Annotated in this window: 11 protein-coding genes and 2 pseudogenes; 9 read left to right on the forward strand and 4 right to left on the reverse strand. The window is 72.6% G+C overall.

Features of this window, described 5'->3' with window-relative positions; all coding sequences use genetic code 11:
* Positions 1–64: 64 nt before the first annotated feature.
* The 4 genes from ACWCHM_RS01730 to ACWCHM_RS01745 form a co-directional block, all read right to left on the reverse strand.
* Complete coding sequence (locus ACWCHM_RS01730) at positions 65–3,868, reverse strand: multifunctional oxoglutarate decarboxylase/oxoglutarate dehydrogenase thiamine pyrophosphate-binding subunit/dihydrolipoyllysine-residue succinyltransferase subunit (RefSeq protein WP_454221326.1); 3,804 nt, start codon at positions 3,866–3,868, stop codon at positions 65–67.
* A gap of 300 nt (positions 3,869–4,168) precedes the next feature.
* Entirely contained in the window at positions 4,169–4,993 is an 825-nt protein-coding gene (locus ACWCHM_RS01735; RefSeq protein ID WP_454221327.1) for an ABC transporter permease, read from the reverse strand.
* Entirely contained in the window at positions 4,990–5,922 is a 933-nt protein-coding gene (locus ACWCHM_RS01740; RefSeq protein ID WP_454221328.1) for an ABC transporter ATP-binding protein, read from the reverse strand. The genes ACWCHM_RS01735 and ACWCHM_RS01740 overlap by 4 nt, the downstream gene beginning before the upstream one ends.
* Positions 5,923–6,072: 150 nt before the next feature.
* Positions 6,073–6,738 (reverse strand): hotdog family protein, encoded by a 666-nt coding sequence (locus tag ACWCHM_RS01745; protein WP_204957940.1) that lies wholly within the window; start codon positions 6,736–6,738, stop codon positions 6,073–6,075.
* Between the two features lie 200 nt (positions 6,739–6,938).
* On the opposite strand from ACWCHM_RS01745, the gene ACWCHM_RS01750 reads away from it, so the two are divergent.
* From ACWCHM_RS01750 to ACWCHM_RS01790, 9 genes and pseudogenes are all read left to right on the forward strand, one after another.
* Positions 6,939–7,718, forward strand: a complete 780-nt coding sequence (locus ACWCHM_RS01750) for a GNAT family N-acetyltransferase (protein WP_281894265.1) — start codon at positions 6,939–6,941, stop codon at positions 7,716–7,718.
* On the forward strand, positions 7,715–8,668 hold the full coding sequence (locus ACWCHM_RS01755; protein ID WP_454221329.1) for a lysophospholipid acyltransferase family protein: 954 nt from the start codon (positions 7,715–7,717) through the stop codon (positions 8,666–8,668). The genes ACWCHM_RS01750 and ACWCHM_RS01755 overlap by 4 nt, the downstream gene beginning before the upstream one ends.
* Before the next feature lie 308 nt (positions 8,669–8,976).
* On the forward strand, positions 8,977–9,807 hold the full coding sequence (locus ACWCHM_RS01760) for a DUF4097 family beta strand repeat-containing protein (RefSeq protein WP_204957943.1): 831 nt from the start codon (positions 8,977–8,979) through the stop codon (positions 9,805–9,807).
* Positions 9,804–10,421, forward strand: coding sequence for a PadR family transcriptional regulator (locus ACWCHM_RS01765; protein WP_204957944.1), 618 nt, complete (start codon positions 9,804–9,806; stop codon positions 10,419–10,421). The genes ACWCHM_RS01760 and ACWCHM_RS01765 overlap by 4 nt, the downstream gene beginning before the upstream one ends.
* Positions 10,422–10,530: 109 nt before the next feature.
* Positions 10,531–11,232 carry a response regulator transcription factor gene (locus tag ACWCHM_RS01770; protein WP_204957945.1) on the forward strand — a complete coding sequence of 234 codons (702 nt, stop codon included), beginning with the start codon at positions 10,531–10,533 and terminating at the stop codon, positions 11,230–11,232.
* Positions 11,229–11,394: pseudogene (locus ACWCHM_RS01775) on the forward strand (two-component sensor histidine kinase); the annotation flags it as partial. The gene ACWCHM_RS01770 and the pseudogene ACWCHM_RS01775, both read left to right, overlap by 4 nt.
* 137 nt (positions 11,395–11,531) lie before the next feature.
* Positions 11,532–12,782: pseudogene (locus ACWCHM_RS01780) on the forward strand (sensor histidine kinase); the annotation flags it as partial.
* An 84-nt stretch (positions 12,783–12,866) separates the two neighbouring features.
* Positions 12,867–14,480 (forward strand): S1C family serine protease, encoded by a 1,614-nt coding sequence (locus ACWCHM_RS01785; protein ID WP_281894277.1) that lies wholly within the window; start codon positions 12,867–12,869, stop codon positions 14,478–14,480.
* Positions 14,481–14,670: 190 nt separating this feature from the next.
* On the forward strand, positions 14,671–15,780 hold the full coding sequence (locus ACWCHM_RS01790; RefSeq protein WP_372445961.1) for a glycosyltransferase family 4 protein: 1,110 nt from the start codon (positions 14,671–14,673) through the stop codon (positions 15,778–15,780).
* Positions 15,781–15,793: the final 13 nt, after the last annotated feature.

Genomic DNA, 15,793 nt, shown 5'->3' on the forward strand with positions numbered 1-15,793 from the left:
CTTGCTGACGGGCCCGGCCCGCCCCCTGACAGGGGGCGGGCCGGATGGGTCGTGACGGGTCGGGTCAGGGGCGGGGGAGGGCCGCGTCGATCAGCGCGGTCTGCTCCACCTCGTGCATCTTGGCCGAGCCGACCGCCGGTGCGGCGGCGGCGGGGCGGGAGATGCGGCGCAGCCGGACGTCGGCCAGGTGCTCCAGCAGGTTGAGCGCGACGAAGCTCCACGCCCCCTGGTTGGCCGGCTCCTCCTGCACCCAGGCGAAGTCCTCCGCGTTCGGGTACGCCGCCAGCGCGTCCCGGATCTCCTGCACCGGCAGCGGGTAGAGCTGCTCGATCCGGACGATCGCGGTGTCGGTGACGCCGCGTTCCTGCCGGGCGGAGAAGAGGTCGTAGTAGACCTTGCCCGAGCAGAGCAGCACCCGCTTGACCTGCTCCGGGGCCGGTGCGGCGGTGTCGGCCAGCACCGGGGCGAAGGTGCCGGTGGTGAAGTCCTCCACCGGGCTGACGCAGAGCTTGTGCCGCAGCAGCGACTTCGGCGTGAACACCACCAGCGGCTTGCGCTTGGGCGACAGGGCCTGGCGGCGCAGCAGGTGGAAGTAGTTCGCCGGGGTGGTCGGGATGGCCACCCGCATGTTGTCCTCGGCGCACATCTGCAGGAACCGCTCCGGGCGGCCGGAGGTGTGGTCCGGGCCCTGCCCCTCGTGCCCGTGCGGCAGCAGCAGGGTGACCGCGGAACGCTGGCCCCACTTCACCTCGCCGGAGGAGATGAACTCGTCGATCACCGACTGGGCGCCGTTGACGAAGTCGCCGAACTGGGCCTCCCAGGCGACCAGCGCGTTGACGTTCTCCACCGAGTAGCCGTACTCGAAGCCCATCGCGGCGTACTCGCTCAGCAGCGAGTCGTGCACGAAGAACCGGGACCGCTCGCCGTCGGCGGTGAGCGACTTGAGCGGCAGGTGGTCCTCGCCGGTCTTGGCGTCGACGATCGAGGCGTGCCGCTGGACGAAGGTGCCCCGGCGGGAGTCCTGGCCGGCGAGCCGGACGGTGATCCCGTCGTGCAGCAGCGCACCGAACGCGATGATCTCGCCGTACCCCCAGTCGATGTTGCCCTCGACGGACATCTTGGCCCGCCGGTCGAGCAACTGCTGGATCCGCTTGTGCGGGGTGAAGCCCTCGGGCAGGTTGACGTGCGCCTCGCCGATGGCCTTGATCACGGCGGCGTCCGTGGCGGTCTGCACCTGCGGCTCCGGCTCCTCCGCGCGGCTGGGCCGGCCGGCCTGGCGCGGGGTGGTGGCGGCGTCCCGGGTGGCCTTGAAGACCCGCTCCAGCTGCGCCTGGTAGTCGCGCAGCAGCTCCTCGGCGTCCTCGACGGTGATGTCGCCCCGGCCGATCAGCTCCTCGGTGTAGAGCTTGCGGACCGACCGCTTCGAGTCGATGATCTTGTACATCTGGGGGTTGGACATCGACGGGTCGTCGCCCTCGTTGTGCCCGCGCCGCCGGTAGCAGACCATGTCGATCACGACGTCCTTGTTGAACGCCTGCCGGTACTCGAAGGCCAGCCGGGCCACCCGGACCACGGTCTCCGGGTCGTCGCCGTTGACGTGGAAGATCGGTGCCTGGATCATCCGGGCCACGTCGGTGCTGTAGAGGCTGGAACGGCTGTACTCCGGGGCGGTGGTGAACCCGACCTGGTTGTTGACCACCACGTGCACGGTGCCGCCGGTGCGGTAACCGCGCAGCTGGGACAGGTTGAGCGTCTCGGCGACGACCCCCTGGCCGGCGAACGCGGCGTCACCGTGCACCGCCAGCGGCAGCACGGTGTAACCCTCCAGCTTGAGGTCGATCCGGTCCTGCTTGGCCCGGACGATGCCCTCCAGCACCGGGTCCACCGCCTCCAGGTGCGACGGGTTGGCCACCACCGACACCTTGACCGAGTGGTCGCCGTCCGGGGTGGTGAACTTGCCGTTCTGGCCCAGGTGGTACTTCACGTCGCCGGAGCCCTGGGTGGACCGCGGGTCGAGGTGCCCCTCGAACTCCGAGAAGATCTTCTCGTACGGCTTGCCGACGATGTTGGCCAGCACGTTGAGCCGGCCCCGGTGCGCCATGCCGATGACGACCTCGTCCAGCCCGTCCTCGGCGGACGCCTCCAGCACCTCGCCGAGCAGCGGGATCAGCGACTCGCCGCCCTCCAGCGAGAACCGCTTCTGGCCGACGTACTTGGTCTGCAGGAAGGTCTCGAACGCCTCGGCGGCGTTGAGCCGGTTGAGCACGTGCTTCTGCTCGTCGGCGGCCGGCTTCTCGTAGCGGCGCTCGATCCGCTCCTGGATCCAGCGGCGCTCTTCCGGGTCCTGGATGTGCATGTACTCGATGCCGAGCCGACGGCAGTACGAGTCACGCAGCACGCCGAGGATCTCGCGCAGCTTCATCCGCTGCTTGCCGGCGAAGCCGTTGACCGGGAAGGTGCGGTCGAGGTCCCACAGGGTCAGCCCGTGCTGGAGGACGTCCAGGTCGGGGTGCTTGCGGATGGTGAACTCCAGCGGGTCGGTGTCGGCCATCAGGTGGCCCCGGACCCGGTAGGCGTGGATCAGCTCGTGCACCCGCGCGGTCTTGTTGATCTGGCCTTCGGAGTCGACGGCCACGTCCCGCACCCAGCGCACCGGCTCGTACGGGATGCGCAGCGAGGTGAAGATCTCGTCGTAGAAGCCGCGCTCACCGAGCATCAGCTCGTGCATCACCTTGAGGAACTCGCCGGACTGCGCGCCCTGGATGATCCGGTGGTCGTACGTACTGGTCAGCGTGATGATCTTGCTGACCGCCAGTTCGGCCAGGGTGGCCTCGCTCATCCCCTGGTACGGCGCGGGGTACTCCATCGCGCCGACCCCGATGATCGCGCTCTGCCCCTGCATCAACCGGGGGATCGAGTGCACCGTGCCGATGCCGCCGGGGTTGGTCAGCGAGATCGTCGTGCCGGAGTGGTCCTCCATGGTCAGCTCGTTGCGGCGGGCCCGCCGGACCACGTCCTCGTACGCCTGCCAGAACTGCCTGAAGTCCATCTGCTCGCAGCCCTTGATGGACGGCACCACCAGGTTGCGGGTGCCGTCGGGCTTGGTCAGGTCGATGGCGATGCCCAGGTTGACGTGCTCCGGGCGGACCATCGCCGGCTTGCCGTCGACCTCGGCGTACGAGTTGTTCAGCTCCGGGTGCTCGACCACGGCCCGGACCAGCGCGTACCCGATCAGGTGGGTGAAGCTGACCTTGCCGCCGCGCCCCCGGGCGAGGTGGTTGTTGATCACGATGCGGTTGTCGACCAGCAGCTTGGCCGGGACCGCGCGCACGCTGGTGGCGGTCGGCACGGACAGCGAGGCGTCCATGTTCTGCACGATCCGGGCGGCGACCCCGCGCAGCGGCGTGGTGCCGGCGGCGCTGGCCGTCGGCGCCTTCGGCGCGGCGGCCTTCTCGGTGGCCGCCGGCTTCGTGGCGGACCTGGTGGCGGGCTTCGCGGTGGCCGGCTTCGCCGCGGTGGCCGACTTGGCGCTGGTCGCCGGCTTCGCGGTGGTCGCCGACCTGGTGACGGTGGCCGGCTTCGTGGCGGGCGGCTCGGCGTCGGTCGTCGTCGCCTTCGCGGTGGACCCGGTCGCGGCGGGGGCGGCCGGCTCCTGCTGCCCGGCCTGGTCCGGCGTCGCGGCCCTGCCGTCAGCCGGGCGCGGGGTCGCCGTGCCGGGCGTGGGTCGGTAGTCGGCGAAGAAGTCGTGCCAGGCCGAGTCGACGCTCGACGGGTCGGCGAGGTAGCGCTGGTACATCTCCTCGACGATCCACTCGTTCGGGCCGAAACCCGCCAGTGGGTTCTCCTGCGAAGTCTGCTGGGTCGACACGGCCGGTAATCGCCTCTTTCACGCGGGTTTGTGTGTCACGCGGTGTCCGCCGTCGTCCGTACGTACGCGTGGACGGGAGACGGCTCCCAGGCTACGCCGTGCAAATACGATAGGCATTTCCACCTCCAAGGGGTGGGCGGTTTCACAGAAGATGTCGAAAGTCAATCAGCTCTTCGTGTTCCGCCGACTCCGTACCGGAGCGGGTGCCGGCGGAGCGTCGCCCCGGCCGGACCGCCCGGGAACGACGCCGGCCCGGCGCGACGGGTCGTCGCGCCGGGCCGGGCCGGAGAACCGGTCGGGTCAGGAGATGTCCCGTCGCCGCATGGTGAGCGTGCCGATGGCGCCGGCCACCACCGCGTAGCCGATGAGGACCACCGCACCCGCCCAGCGCGGCGGGTTGCCCGGGATCTCGGTACCGCTGACCATCAGCGACGACGCCAGCGACGGCACCAGCACCTGGAGGTCGTTGATCCAGTCACCCCAGCGGGCGGCCAGGATGTTGATCGCGATGGCCGCGCCGACCGCCCCGCCCAGGTAGAGCAGGATGCCGGTGACCGTGGCGCCGATCTGGCTGCGGATCAGCACCCCGATCCCGACGCCGAGCACCGACCAGAGCAGGTACGCCAGGCCGTTGAGCGCGGTGGCCCGCCAGACCGCGCCGTTGCCCAGCTGCGAGCCCAGGTCGACGCTGTTCATCACCAGTGCCCCGAAGGCCAGGTTGAACACGGTGGTGACCAGCCAGAACAGCACGGCCAGCACGGCCGCGGCGGCCAGCTTGGCCAGCATCACCGCCGTGCGGTGCGGCACGGTGAGGAAGGTCGTGGTGACCGTCTGGTGGAAGAACTCGCTGGTCACCACGATGATGCCGAGCAGCATCACGATCATCAGACCGAAGAACTGGCCGTTGGTGTAGACGTTGGCGGCCAGGCTGTCCACCGACTGCACGGCCTGGATCTGGTCGGCCTGGTCGGCCGGCACGTCGCCGAAGTCATTGCTGGCCAGCGCGTCGGTCTGCAACCAGTTGATCAGGGCGGTGAGCGCCCACAGCGGCACCGTGATCAGCCCGAAGATCCACCAGGTGCTGGTGGTACGGATCTTCAACAGCTCGGATCGGACCAGGTTCATCGGATGCCCGCCTTCCCGGCCGTCAGCTCCAGGAACACCCGTTCCAGGTCGGGTCGTTCCGGGGTCAGTTCGTGCAGCTCGACCTTGGCGGCCAGCGCGACCCGCCCGATCACCGGCGCGTCCACCCCGCTGACCAGCAGTACGCCGTGCTCGTCGGTCTCCACCGTCGCCGACTGCTCACGCAGCGCCACGGTCAGCTCCTCGGCCTGCGGGGTGCGCACCCGTACCCGGCCGCCCTGCGCCATCGAGCCGAGCACCTGCTCCACCGGCCCCTGCCGGATCAGCTTGCCTGCCGCGATGATCACCACGTCGTCGGCGAGGAGTTGCATCTCGGACAGCAGGTGGCTGGAGACCAGCACGGTACGCCCCTCGTGGGCCAGCCCCTTGAGGAAGCCACGCATCCAGCGGATGCCCTCCGGGTCCAGACCGTTGGCCGGCTCGTCGAGGATCAGCACCTGGGGGTTGCCGAGCATCGCGGCGGCGATGCCGAGCCGCTGCTTCATGCCCAGCGAGTAGCCCTTGAACTTGCGCTTCGCCGCCGGGGTGAGCCCGACCAGGGCCAGCGCCTCGTCGGCCCGGCTGCGGGGCAGGCCGGCCGCCGCGCAGATCACCCGCAGATGGTTGATGCCGGTGCGGCCCCTGTGCGCGCTTGACGCCTCCAGCACCGCGCCCACGTGCCGCAGCGGGTCGGTCAGGTCGGCGTACCGCCGGCCGCCGATGGTCGCCGTGCCACCGCTCGGGGTGACCAGGTTCAGCAGCATCCGCAGGGTGGTCGTCTTGCCTGCCCCGTTCGGGCCGAGGAAGCCGGTCACCCGACCGGACTCGACCGAGAAGGACAGGTTGTCGACAGCCCGTACGTTCTTGTACTGCTTGGTCAAACCGGACACGACGATCTGGCCGGTGCTGGGGCTCCACTGCCCGTCGGACATCGTTCTCCTCCCGTGCGGCGGCGCGCGGGGCACCGCGATCTGCGACGCCGTTGCGGAATGCGCCGCTGCCAGCCTTGCTGGTCAGGTCAAGCTACGCCATCAGTCCCGGTCGGTAGGTCATGCTCCGACTCAGGCAGGAGCGGGTCGTCCTCAGGGACGAGGCTCGGCAGGCAGCGCGACCCAGGTGGCGCGGGCCCGGGCCAGCAGCCCACCGACGCCGTCGTAGAGGCTGGTACGCACCACCGCCAGGCGTCCCTCGACGGTGTCCACCGCCCCGGTGACCACGTACTCCCCGCCCGGCTCGGGCAGCGCGTCCAGCGTGACGGCGAGCCGGCCCAGCACGTACGGCCGGCCCGGGGCGATCACCGCCCAGCCCCCGGGACAGTCCAGCGCCGCCCACACCGTCGGTGCGGTCACCCGCGCGGGCGTCCGCCACGGCGCGGCGGTCCGGCCGTCGGGCAGCCGCCCGGGGTGGATCCGCAGGCCGTCCGGGTGCTCCGGGCCGCAGACGTAGCAGCCGGGAAAGGGGTGGTCCACCAGCCCCGGGTAGCCGGCCGAGGCGGCCCGTGCGGTCGCCGGATCCACCGGGGGCACCGGGGCGGGCGGGGTGCCGGCCGGGCGTACCTCGGCGACCAGCCGGCCGTCGGGGTCGAGCACGTCGCCGTCGGCGAGGGTGAGCGGGGTGTCCAGCGGCGGCGGACGACGCAACGTCACCTCGACCGGACCGTCCACGCCGTACGCCCCGGCGAAGATCCCCGCGCTCCAGCCGCCGTTGCCCGTGCCGGCCGGCCCCTGGTACCGCGCTTCGATGATCATCGCCCCTCCGCCGGTCGTCGGCCCGGACCGACCACCGGGCGCCCGCAGGCAGCCTCGCACGCGCCGGCCATGCCACCCAACCGCCCCGCCGGCCCCGTAGGCCACCCCGGTCACACCGGGCCCGGTCCCGCCGGCAGGCGTTCACCGGATCGACACCCGTCCCCGGGAGCCCGGCAACCCGGGGCACCTACACAGGTCCCATGGCTGTTCTGCATGCCGCTGGCGCACCCCTGACGACCAGTGGATACACCCTGCTGATCGCCGACGACCCGACCCAGGTCGCGGCCGCGCAACGCCTGCGCCACGAGGTGTTCGCCACCGAACTCGGCGCGACCCTGCGCCCGGGTGCCGCCGGGCTGGACACCGACGACCTCGACGTGCACTGCGACCACCTGATCGTCCGCGAGGAGCGCACCGGCGCGGTGGTCGGCACCTACCGGCTGCTGCCCCCCGGACGCACCGACCGCCGGTACGCCGCCGGCGAGTTCGACCTGACCCCGCTCGACCCGCTGCGCGACCTGCTGGTCGAGACCGGTCGTTCCTGCGTGCACCCGGAGCACCGCACCGGCGCGGTGCTCAACCTGATGTGGGCGGGACTGACCCGCTACCTGCACCTGCGCGGGGTGAACTGGCTGGGCGGCTGCGCCTCGGTGCCGGTCGGCGACGGGGGTCGTGCCGTCGCCGAGACGTGGGCGCTGGGCCGGGCGGGGCACCTCGCACCCCCGCTGATGCGGGTCCGCCCGCTGCGGCCGTGGTTCGCCGAGCCGGGCGCGGTGGCACCGGAGTCGGCCACCGGGGACCCCGCCGGGCGGGCGCTGATCCCTCCGCTGGTCCGCGGCTACCTGCGGCTCGGCGCGTGGATCGCCGGGGAACCGGCGTACGACCCGGACTTCCGCTGTGCCGACTTCTACCTGCTGTTCTCGTTGGACCGGATGAACCCGCGCTACCGCCGGCACTTCCTGGGCGGGCAGGCCCGGTGAGCGCCGAGTTGTGGCGACCGACCGCCGGCTGCGGGCCGGACTGCCTGCCGGGGGAGGGGCGGGCCGGGGCGTCGCCGGTGCGGCAGGTGGCCCGGCTGCTGGGCGTACTCGGGATGCTGCTGGCCGGGGCCGGCATGGCCGTACTGCTGCCGGTGCTGCCGGTGGCGCGGCGGGCGGCGGTGCTGCGGGCCTGGGCCCGGCGGACCGCCGGGGTGCTCGGGGTACGGCTGGTGGTGCGTGGGCGGCTGCCCCGACGACGGGCGCTGCTGGTCGCCAACCATGTCTCCTGGCTGGACGTGCTCGCGGTGCTGGCGGTCGCGCCGGCCCGGCTGCTGGCCAAGCGGGAGGTGCGGAACTGGCCGGTGCTGGGGCTGCTGGCGCGCGCCGGTGGCGCGGTCTTCGTCGACCGGTCGCGGCCCCGGGACCTGCCGGGCACGGTGGCCCGGCTCGCGGCCACCCTGCGCGCCGGTCACCCGGTCGCGGTCTTTCCCGAGGGTACGACCTGGTGCGGCGTCGTCCCGCCGGCCGACTGTCGGCCCCGGCGGGGCTTCCGGCCGGCGGTCTTCCAGGCGGCGGTCGACGCCGGCGCCCCCGTCGTGCCGGTGCGGATCAGTTACCGCTCTGCTGCCACCGGGGCGACGACCACCACCGCCGCCTTCCTCGGCGACGAGACGCTGTGGCGCTCGGTACGCAGGGTGCTGGCCGCCCGCGACCTGGTCGTCGATGTCGCGGTGACCGCCGCCCTGCACCCGGTCCCCGGCGCGGACCGCCGGGTGCTGGCCCGTGCCGCCGAGTCGGCAGTGCACCTGCTGCCGCCCCGCCCGGTCGTCAGCCGTCCCACCCTGGCTGCCGTCGGCCCGGTGGCCGTGCCGGGCCCGGTGGCCGTGCCGGGCCCGGTGGCCGTGCCCGGCCCGGTGGCCGCCGGGGCGGGGCTCGGCCTGGCCGCCTGAGGGACCGCCGGAGGCGGCCCTTCCCACTCCGTTACGCGAGGTGACCCCGACGGATCTACTTACCGAGGGAGGAAGGTATGACGCTGTGGCATAAATATGACGGACAGGAATACCCGTCGCCGGAGTGAAGCTCCCCCGCCGACTCCGGATCAGGCTGCCCGCAGAAACACGCAAGGGACCACCCGGCAGCGTGTCGGGAGGTCCCTTCGGCGTTGGTCGCGACAGTCTTGTTCTATCGCGATGTATCGCGTTACGCTTCCTCCGTGCAGTGGCGCGGCCGTCGGCCGTGGCCCCCGGAGGGAGACGTCATGGCCAGCTGGAAGCTCGACAGACCACAACGGATCGCCGTCGAGGGCCCGGTCACCCGGCTCGACGTACGCCTGATCACCGGGCGGCTCAACGTGGTCGGCACCGACGGCCCGGCCCGGGTCGACGTCACCCGGGTCAGCAGCCGGCCGGTCATCGTCGAGCACCGCGACGGCGTCCTGCGGATCGGGCACGAGCGGCCACCCCGCCGGCCCGGGTTCCTCTGGTGGCTCGGTCAGCTCGGCCGCCGGTTCCGGGCCGAGGTGTCCATCGCCGTCCCCACCGGGACCCTGGCCGACCTGCACCTGGTCGACGGCACGCTGGTCGCCTCCGGGCTGTCCCACGACACCACGGTGGACGTCACCTCCGGGCAGATCACCCTGATGGGCCTGGCCGGGCGCACCGACGCGCGAATCGTCTCCGGCCCGGTCGAGGCGCTCGGCGTCACCGGCGACCTCCTGCTGAACACGGTCTCCGGCGAGGTGACCCTCGCCGACAGCGCGGCCGGCCGGGTGCACGCCACCACCGTCTCCGGAGCGATCACCTGCGACCTGGACAATCCCCGGCACAGCGACATCCGGCTCACCACCATCTCCGGGCCGATCACCGTACGGGTCCGCGAGGACAGCGACCTCGCCGTCCACCTGCACACCACCTCGGGCCGGATCACCAGCGGTTTCCCCCAGGTCAGTGGCGGGGTCGGCGTCGGACCGGTCAAGGACAGCCACGGAGTGCTCGGCGCGGGCGCGGGTAAGCTCTGGGTGTCCGCGACCTCCGGCAGCATCGCGCTGCTCGCCCGGCCGGTGGACGCCGACCAGGAGGAGCTGCCGTGACCGCCGTGTTCAGTCACGGGCGGCTGCGGCTCTACCTGCTCCGGTTGCTCGACGACGGCCCCAAGCACGGCTACGAGCTGATCCGGCTGCTGGAGGAGCGCTTCCTCGGCCTGTACGCCCCCAGCGCCGGCACCATCTACCCCCGGCTGCAACGGCTGGAGGCCGACGGGCTGGTCACCCACACCGCCGCCGGTGGCCGCAAGGTCTACGAGATCACCGAGGGGGGCCGGGCCGAGCTGCGGCAGCGTGCCGACGAGCTGACCGCCCTGGAATCCGACATCTCGGCCTCGGTGCAGGATCTCTCCGCGCTGGCCGGGGAGATCCAGACCGAGGTACGCGGCTCGGTGCGTGACCTCAAACGGGAGCTGCGCGAGGCCACCCGGCAGACCCGGCAGACCCGCTGGGACCGTCCGGCCGCCTCCGGCCCGCCCGGCCCGGCGACCCCCACCACCGGCGGCCCGCCCCTGCTGGCCGAGTTCGACAAGCGGCTGGCCGAGTTCACCGTCGAGGTCGGGGCCCTGGTCCGGGCCGGCCGGCTCAGCGACACCCAGCTGCGCACGGCGATCCGGGTGCTCGACGGTGCGTTGGACGGGTTGCGTCGGCTGCTGCGGTGACGGCCACCGCCGGGCACCGACCGTCACCCCGGCCGGCGTGGACGGCTTCACAGGTTTTTTGCAGGAACCGTCCAGCGCCGGCGCAGCGACGTCACGGATGATGGCCAGCATGGCCGCTACCCAGACCGAGGCGCGACTGCTCGTCGTCGAGGACGACCCCAACATCCTCGAACTGCTCTCCGCCAGCCTCCGCTTCGCGGGGTTCGACGTGGCGACCGCCACCAGTGGCAGCGCGGCCCTGAACGCGGCCAAGGACCACCGTCCCGACCTGGTGGTGCTCGACGTGATGCTGCCCGACCTGGACGGCTTCGAGGTCATCCGGATGCTGCGCGAGGGCGGCACGCGTACCCCGGTGGTGTTCCTGACCGCCCGGGACGCCACCGACGACAAGATCCGTGGGCTCACCCTGGGCGGCGACGACTACGTCACCAAGCCGTTCAGCCTGGAGGAGCTGACCGCCCGGATCCGGGCGGTGCTGCGGCGTACGGCCACCGGCGAGCACGCCCCCTCCCGGCTCACCTTCGCCGACCTGGAGCTGGACGAGGAGACCCACGAGGTGCACCGGGCCGGCCAGCGGGTGCAGCTCTCGCCGACCGAGTTCAAGCTGCTGCGGTACCTGATGCTCAACGCCAACCGGGTGCTGTCCAAGGCGCAGATCCTCGACCACGTGTGGAACTACGACTTCCGGGGCGACGACAACATCGTCGAGTCCTACATCTCCTACCTGCGCCGCAAGGTCGACAACACCCAGCCCCGTCTGATCCACACCCTGCGCGGCGTGGGCTACGTCCTGCGCAAGCCGGCGGCGTGAGCCCGCTCGACGAGGCGAAGGGACGGATCCGGAGCGTTCCGCTACGGGTCAAGCTGGTCGCGGCGGTACTCACCCTGGTCGCCGTCGCCCTCGTGGTGATCAGCTCGCTCACCACGTACTTCCTGCGGGAGTACCTGATCGGGCAGGTCGACGGCGAGCTGCAGTCGGCCAGCGTCCAGGTCGGCCGGGCGCTGCCGGACCTGGAGAGCGGACGGGTCAAGGCCGCGCTGCCCACCGACTACGTCGTCGCGCTCGCCGACGAGGACACCTCCCGGTTCATCGGGTACGATCCGGCGCTCGAACCGGACGACCTTCCTCCGGTCCCGGCTGACCTGCCCGGTTTCCGGGCCGACGAGGGCGAACCGTTCACGGTCCGGTCCCAGGACGGCCGGGAACGGTGGCGGATGCTCTACCGGGAACTCTCCGACGGCCGGGTGCTCGCCGTCGGGCAGCACCTCACCGACGTCGACCTGGCCGTCAAGCGGTTGATCTGGATAGACATGCTGGTCGGCGGGGCGGTGCTGATCCTGCTCGCCTCGATCGGCGCGGCCATCGTGCGGACCAGCCTGAAACCGCTGGTGGAGATCGAACGGACGGCCGCCGCGATCGCCGGTGGTGACCTGACCCGCCGGGTGCCCGACCCGGAGGAGGGGCAGGAGTGCGCCACCTCCGAGCTGGGCCGGCTCTCCCGGGCGTTGAACGCGATGCTGGCCCAGATCGAGGCCGCCTTCACCGCCCGCGCCGCCTCGGAGATGGCGGCCCGTACGGCCGAGGCCGGTGCCCGGGACGCGGCGCACGCCGCGCTGGCGTCCGAGGCCCGCGCCCGGCGGTCGGAGGAGCGGATGCGGCAGTTCGTCGCGGACGCCTCGCACGAACTGCGTACCCCGCTGACCACCATCCGGGGCTTCGCCGAGCTGTACCGGCAGGGCGCGGCCCGCGCCCCCGAGCAGACCGCCGACCTGCTGCGCCGCATCGAGGACGAGGCGGCCCGGATGGGGCTGCTGGTGGAGGATCTGCTGCTGCTCGCCCGGCTGGACCGGGAACGCCCGCTGTCGCTGGCCCCGGTGGAGCTGCCGGTGCTCGCCTCCGAGGCGGTCGAGGCGGCCCGGGTGGTCGCCCCCGAACGGCACATCGAGCTGGAGATCACCCCGAACTCGGGCCCGCTGGTGGTGTACGCCGACGACGCCCGCCTGCGCCAGGTGATCGGCAACCTGATGACCAACGCGTTGACGCACACCCCGCCGGAGGCGTCGGTGACCCTGCGGTTGTGTTCCGAGGACGGGAACACGGCAGTGGTGGAAGTGGTGGACACCGGGCCGGGACTCGCCCCGGAGCAGGCCGAACGGGTCTTCGAGCGGTTCTACCGCGCCGACGCGGCCCGGACCCGCCGGGCCAGCGGGATCACCAGCACCGGACTGGGCCTGGCCATCGTCGCGGCACTGGTCACCGCCCACCAGGGCACCGTCGAGGTGGACGAGACCCCGGGCGGCGGGGCCACCTTCCGGGTCCGGCTGCCCCTGCTGCCCGTGGTCGACGGCGACCCGGAGTAACCCTCACCGACCCCGTGGTGACTTTCAGAAAACTTCCAGGCGGGTTCCAGGTGGGTGACAGTGCGACGGGGAAAACTAGGGGGCATGACCGAGTTCGAGACCGACCCGCAGCGTCGGCCGGCTTCCTCCGACGCCGAGCCGTCGCACCCCTCCGCCGAGCCGTCCCGCGCCACGCGCGGCGAGTCCGACACCCCCAACACCCCCGGTCAGGCCGCCGGCACCGCGGGGGAGCCGGCCGGCACGGCCAACCCCGGACCGGCGTACGCGCCGCCCGCGTCGCCGTACGCGCCGCCCGCCGCCGGGTATCCGCAGTCCTCCCCGTACCCGTCCGGTGGCGGCGACCAGGCGTACCGGCCCGGCTATTCCGGGTCCTCCGGCTACCCGGGCCACGCCCCGGCGGGGCAGTACCCGTCGGCCGGCTACCAGCCCGGCCAGCAGCAGTCCGGGTGGGCCGGTGGCTACCCCGGCCAGCACCGTCCCGGCCAGCCGGGTGCGGCCACCCCGTCGGCCGGCTACCCCGGTCAGCCAGGTGTCGGCTACGGTCAGCCCGGCGCGGGCCAGCCGTCCGCCGGCTACCCGGGGCAGGGCGGTCCGCAGCACCCCGGCCAGCCGACCCCGTGGACGCCCACCCCGGCGCCGCAGGCCGGCAAGGTGGCCAAGTTCGTCGGAGCCGGGGTGGCGGTCTTCGCGCTGATGCTCGGCTCCGGCGTGGCCGGTGGCGCGCTCGCCCTGGCGGTCGACGGCGACCGGGGTGGCATCACCCGCAACTACTCGGCCGCGCCGGTGATCAACAGCGCCGACCTGCCGAAGATCGCGGCGTCGGTGCAGGACAGCGTGGTCTCGATCATCACCGACAACGGTGAGGGGTCGGGTGTGATCCTCAGCGCCGACGGCTTCGTGCTGACCAACAACCACGTGGTCGCGTCCGCCTCCGGCAAGACCGTCCGGGTGGTGTTCGCCAACGGCAAGTCCGCCCCCGCCGAGATCCGCGGCACCGACCCGAAGACCGACCTCGCGGTGGTCCAGACCAGCGGCCTGGACAACCTCAAGGCGGCGAAGTTCGGCGACAGCGACGCCATGCAGGTGGGCGACCAGGTGCTCGCCCTGGGCAGCCCGCTCGGCCTGCAGGGTTCGGTGACCGCCGGCATCCTCAGCGCCCGCGACCGCACCATCCAGGCCGGCAGCGGCGACGGCCCGCAGCAGTCTCCGCAGGGCGGCGCCAGCTCGATCTCCGGCCTGCTCCAGACCGACGCCCCGATCAACCCGGGTAACTCCGGCGGCGCGCTGGTCAACACCCGGGGCGAGGTGATCGGCATCAACACCGCCATCGCCACCGCCGGGCAGGGCAGCACCGGCAACATCGGGGTCGGCTTCGCCATCCCGAGCAACAAGGCCAAGGACGTCGCCGAGAAGCTCCAGCGCGGCGAGAAGATCAGCCACCCGTCCCTGGGGGTCAGCGTCAACGCGGCCGAGGACGGCGGGGCGCTGGTGGCCGCCGTCACCGGGGGCAGCGCCGCCGAGAAGGCCGGCATCCAGCGCGGCGACGTGATCACCAAGTTCGGCGACACGGTGATCAACGACTCCAACGATCTGGTCGGTGCGGTGCAGGCCGGCAAGGTCGGCGACCGGGTCCAGGTGACCTACAAGCGAAATGGTGCCGAGGCGACTGCAACCGTGACGCTCGCCGAGACGTCGTAACCAGATACCTGCCTCCTCCGGGCGGCGGGCGGCGGAGCCAAGGGGGTTGGCTCCACCGCCCGCCGCCGCACGCGCCCCGGACGGGCCCCACCCGGCCGGGGCGCGTTTGCGTGTCCGGCCAGGGGGAAATCGCCGCCGATCCCGCCGGACACGCCTGCCGGACCGGGACAACGGGGGAGGATTCGTGGCAGTGACCCACCGTCCGTCGGAACGTCCGCCGTCCGGGCCGCCACTGCGGGTCGCGATGCTCGTGCCACCCTGGCTGTCGGTGCCCCCACCGGGGTACGGCGGGCTGGAGCAGGTGGTGCACGGGCTGGTGGACGCGCTGGTCGGGCACGGCCACCGGGTGACCCTCTTCGGGGCCGGCCGGCAGCACGGCACCACCGCCGACTTCGTCTCCACGATTGACGAGTTGCAGTACGACCGGCTGGGTGAGTCGTTGCCGGAGCTGGCCCACCTGGCCCGGATCAACCGGCTGGTCTCCGCCGCCGACTTCGACGTCATCCACGACCACACCACGATCGGGCCGCTGGTGGCCGGCCGCCGCGCGGTGCCCACCGTGGCCACCGTGCACGGCAACCCGGTCGGCGAGTACGGGGCGGTGCTCGGCGACACCGACCACGGGGTGGGCCTGGTGGCCATCTCGCACGCCCAACGGCGGGCCAACCCCACCCTGCCCTGGGTGGGTACGGTGCACAACGCGCTGGACAGCCGGGACGTGCCGGTCAAGCGGGCGCCCGGCCGGGGTCCGGTGCTCTGGCTGGCCCGGTTCAGCCCGGACAAGGGCCCCGACACGGCGATCCGGGCCTGCCGGGCGGCCGGCCTCCCGCTCACCCTGGCCGGCAAGTGCAACGAGCCCGCCGAACGCCGGTACTTCGCCGAGGTGGTCCAGCCGATGCTCGGCCACGACGTCGACGTGGTGATGAACGCCGACCGGGAGGCGACGCTGCGGCTGCTGGTCGACGCCCGCTGCCTGATCATGCCGATCCAGTGGGAGGAGCCGTTCGGCATGGTGATGGTGGAGGCCATGGCGACCGGCACGCCGGTGGTGGCGCTGCGCCGGGGCGCGGTGCCCGAGGTGGTGGTGGACGGGGTGACCGGGCTGGTCCGCGACCACGCCCGGGAGTTGCCGGCGGCCCTGCGCGAGGTGGTCCGGCTCGACCCGGCGGCCTGCACCGCGCACGTGGCCGAGCACTTCTCCACCGGGCGGATGGCCCTCGGCTACGAGGCGGTCTACCGGTCCGTCGCGTTCGGCACCGCCCCGACCGTGCGCCGGCCCGTCGGGCTGCGTACCCGCTGACGGGCGCGCGACC

The sequence above is a fragment of the Micromonospora sp. SCSIO 07396 genome, assembly GCF_053667945.1.

Bases quoted from the DNA above. Each gene is read 5' to 3' on its own strand.
- ACWCHM_RS01760 (WP_204957943.1), top strand. From the start codon at position 8,977: ATGGCCAGCTGGAAGCTCGACAGACCACAACGGATCGCCGTCGAGGGC.
- ACWCHM_RS01750 (WP_281894265.1), top strand. From the start codon at position 6,939: ATGGCTGTTCTGCATGCCGCTGGCGCACCCCTGACGACCAGTGGATAC.
- ACWCHM_RS01770 (WP_204957945.1), top strand. From the start codon at position 10,531: ATGGCCGCTACCCAGACCGAGGCGCGACTGCTCGTCGTCGAGGACGAC.
- ACWCHM_RS01785 (WP_281894277.1), top strand. From the start codon at position 12,867: ATGACCGAGTTCGAGACCGACCCGCAGCGTCGGCCGGCTTCCTCCGAC.
- ACWCHM_RS01735 (WP_454221327.1), bottom strand. From the start codon at position 4,993: ATGAACCTGGTCCGATCCGAGCTGTTGAAGATCCGTACCACCAGCACC.
- ACWCHM_RS01740 (WP_454221328.1), bottom strand. From the start codon at position 5,922: ATGTCCGACGGGCAGTGGAGCCCCAGCACCGGCCAGATCGTCGTGTCC.
- ACWCHM_RS01745 (WP_204957940.1), bottom strand. From the start codon at position 6,738: ATGATCATCGAAGCGCGGTACCAGGGGCCGGCCGGCACGGGCAACGGC.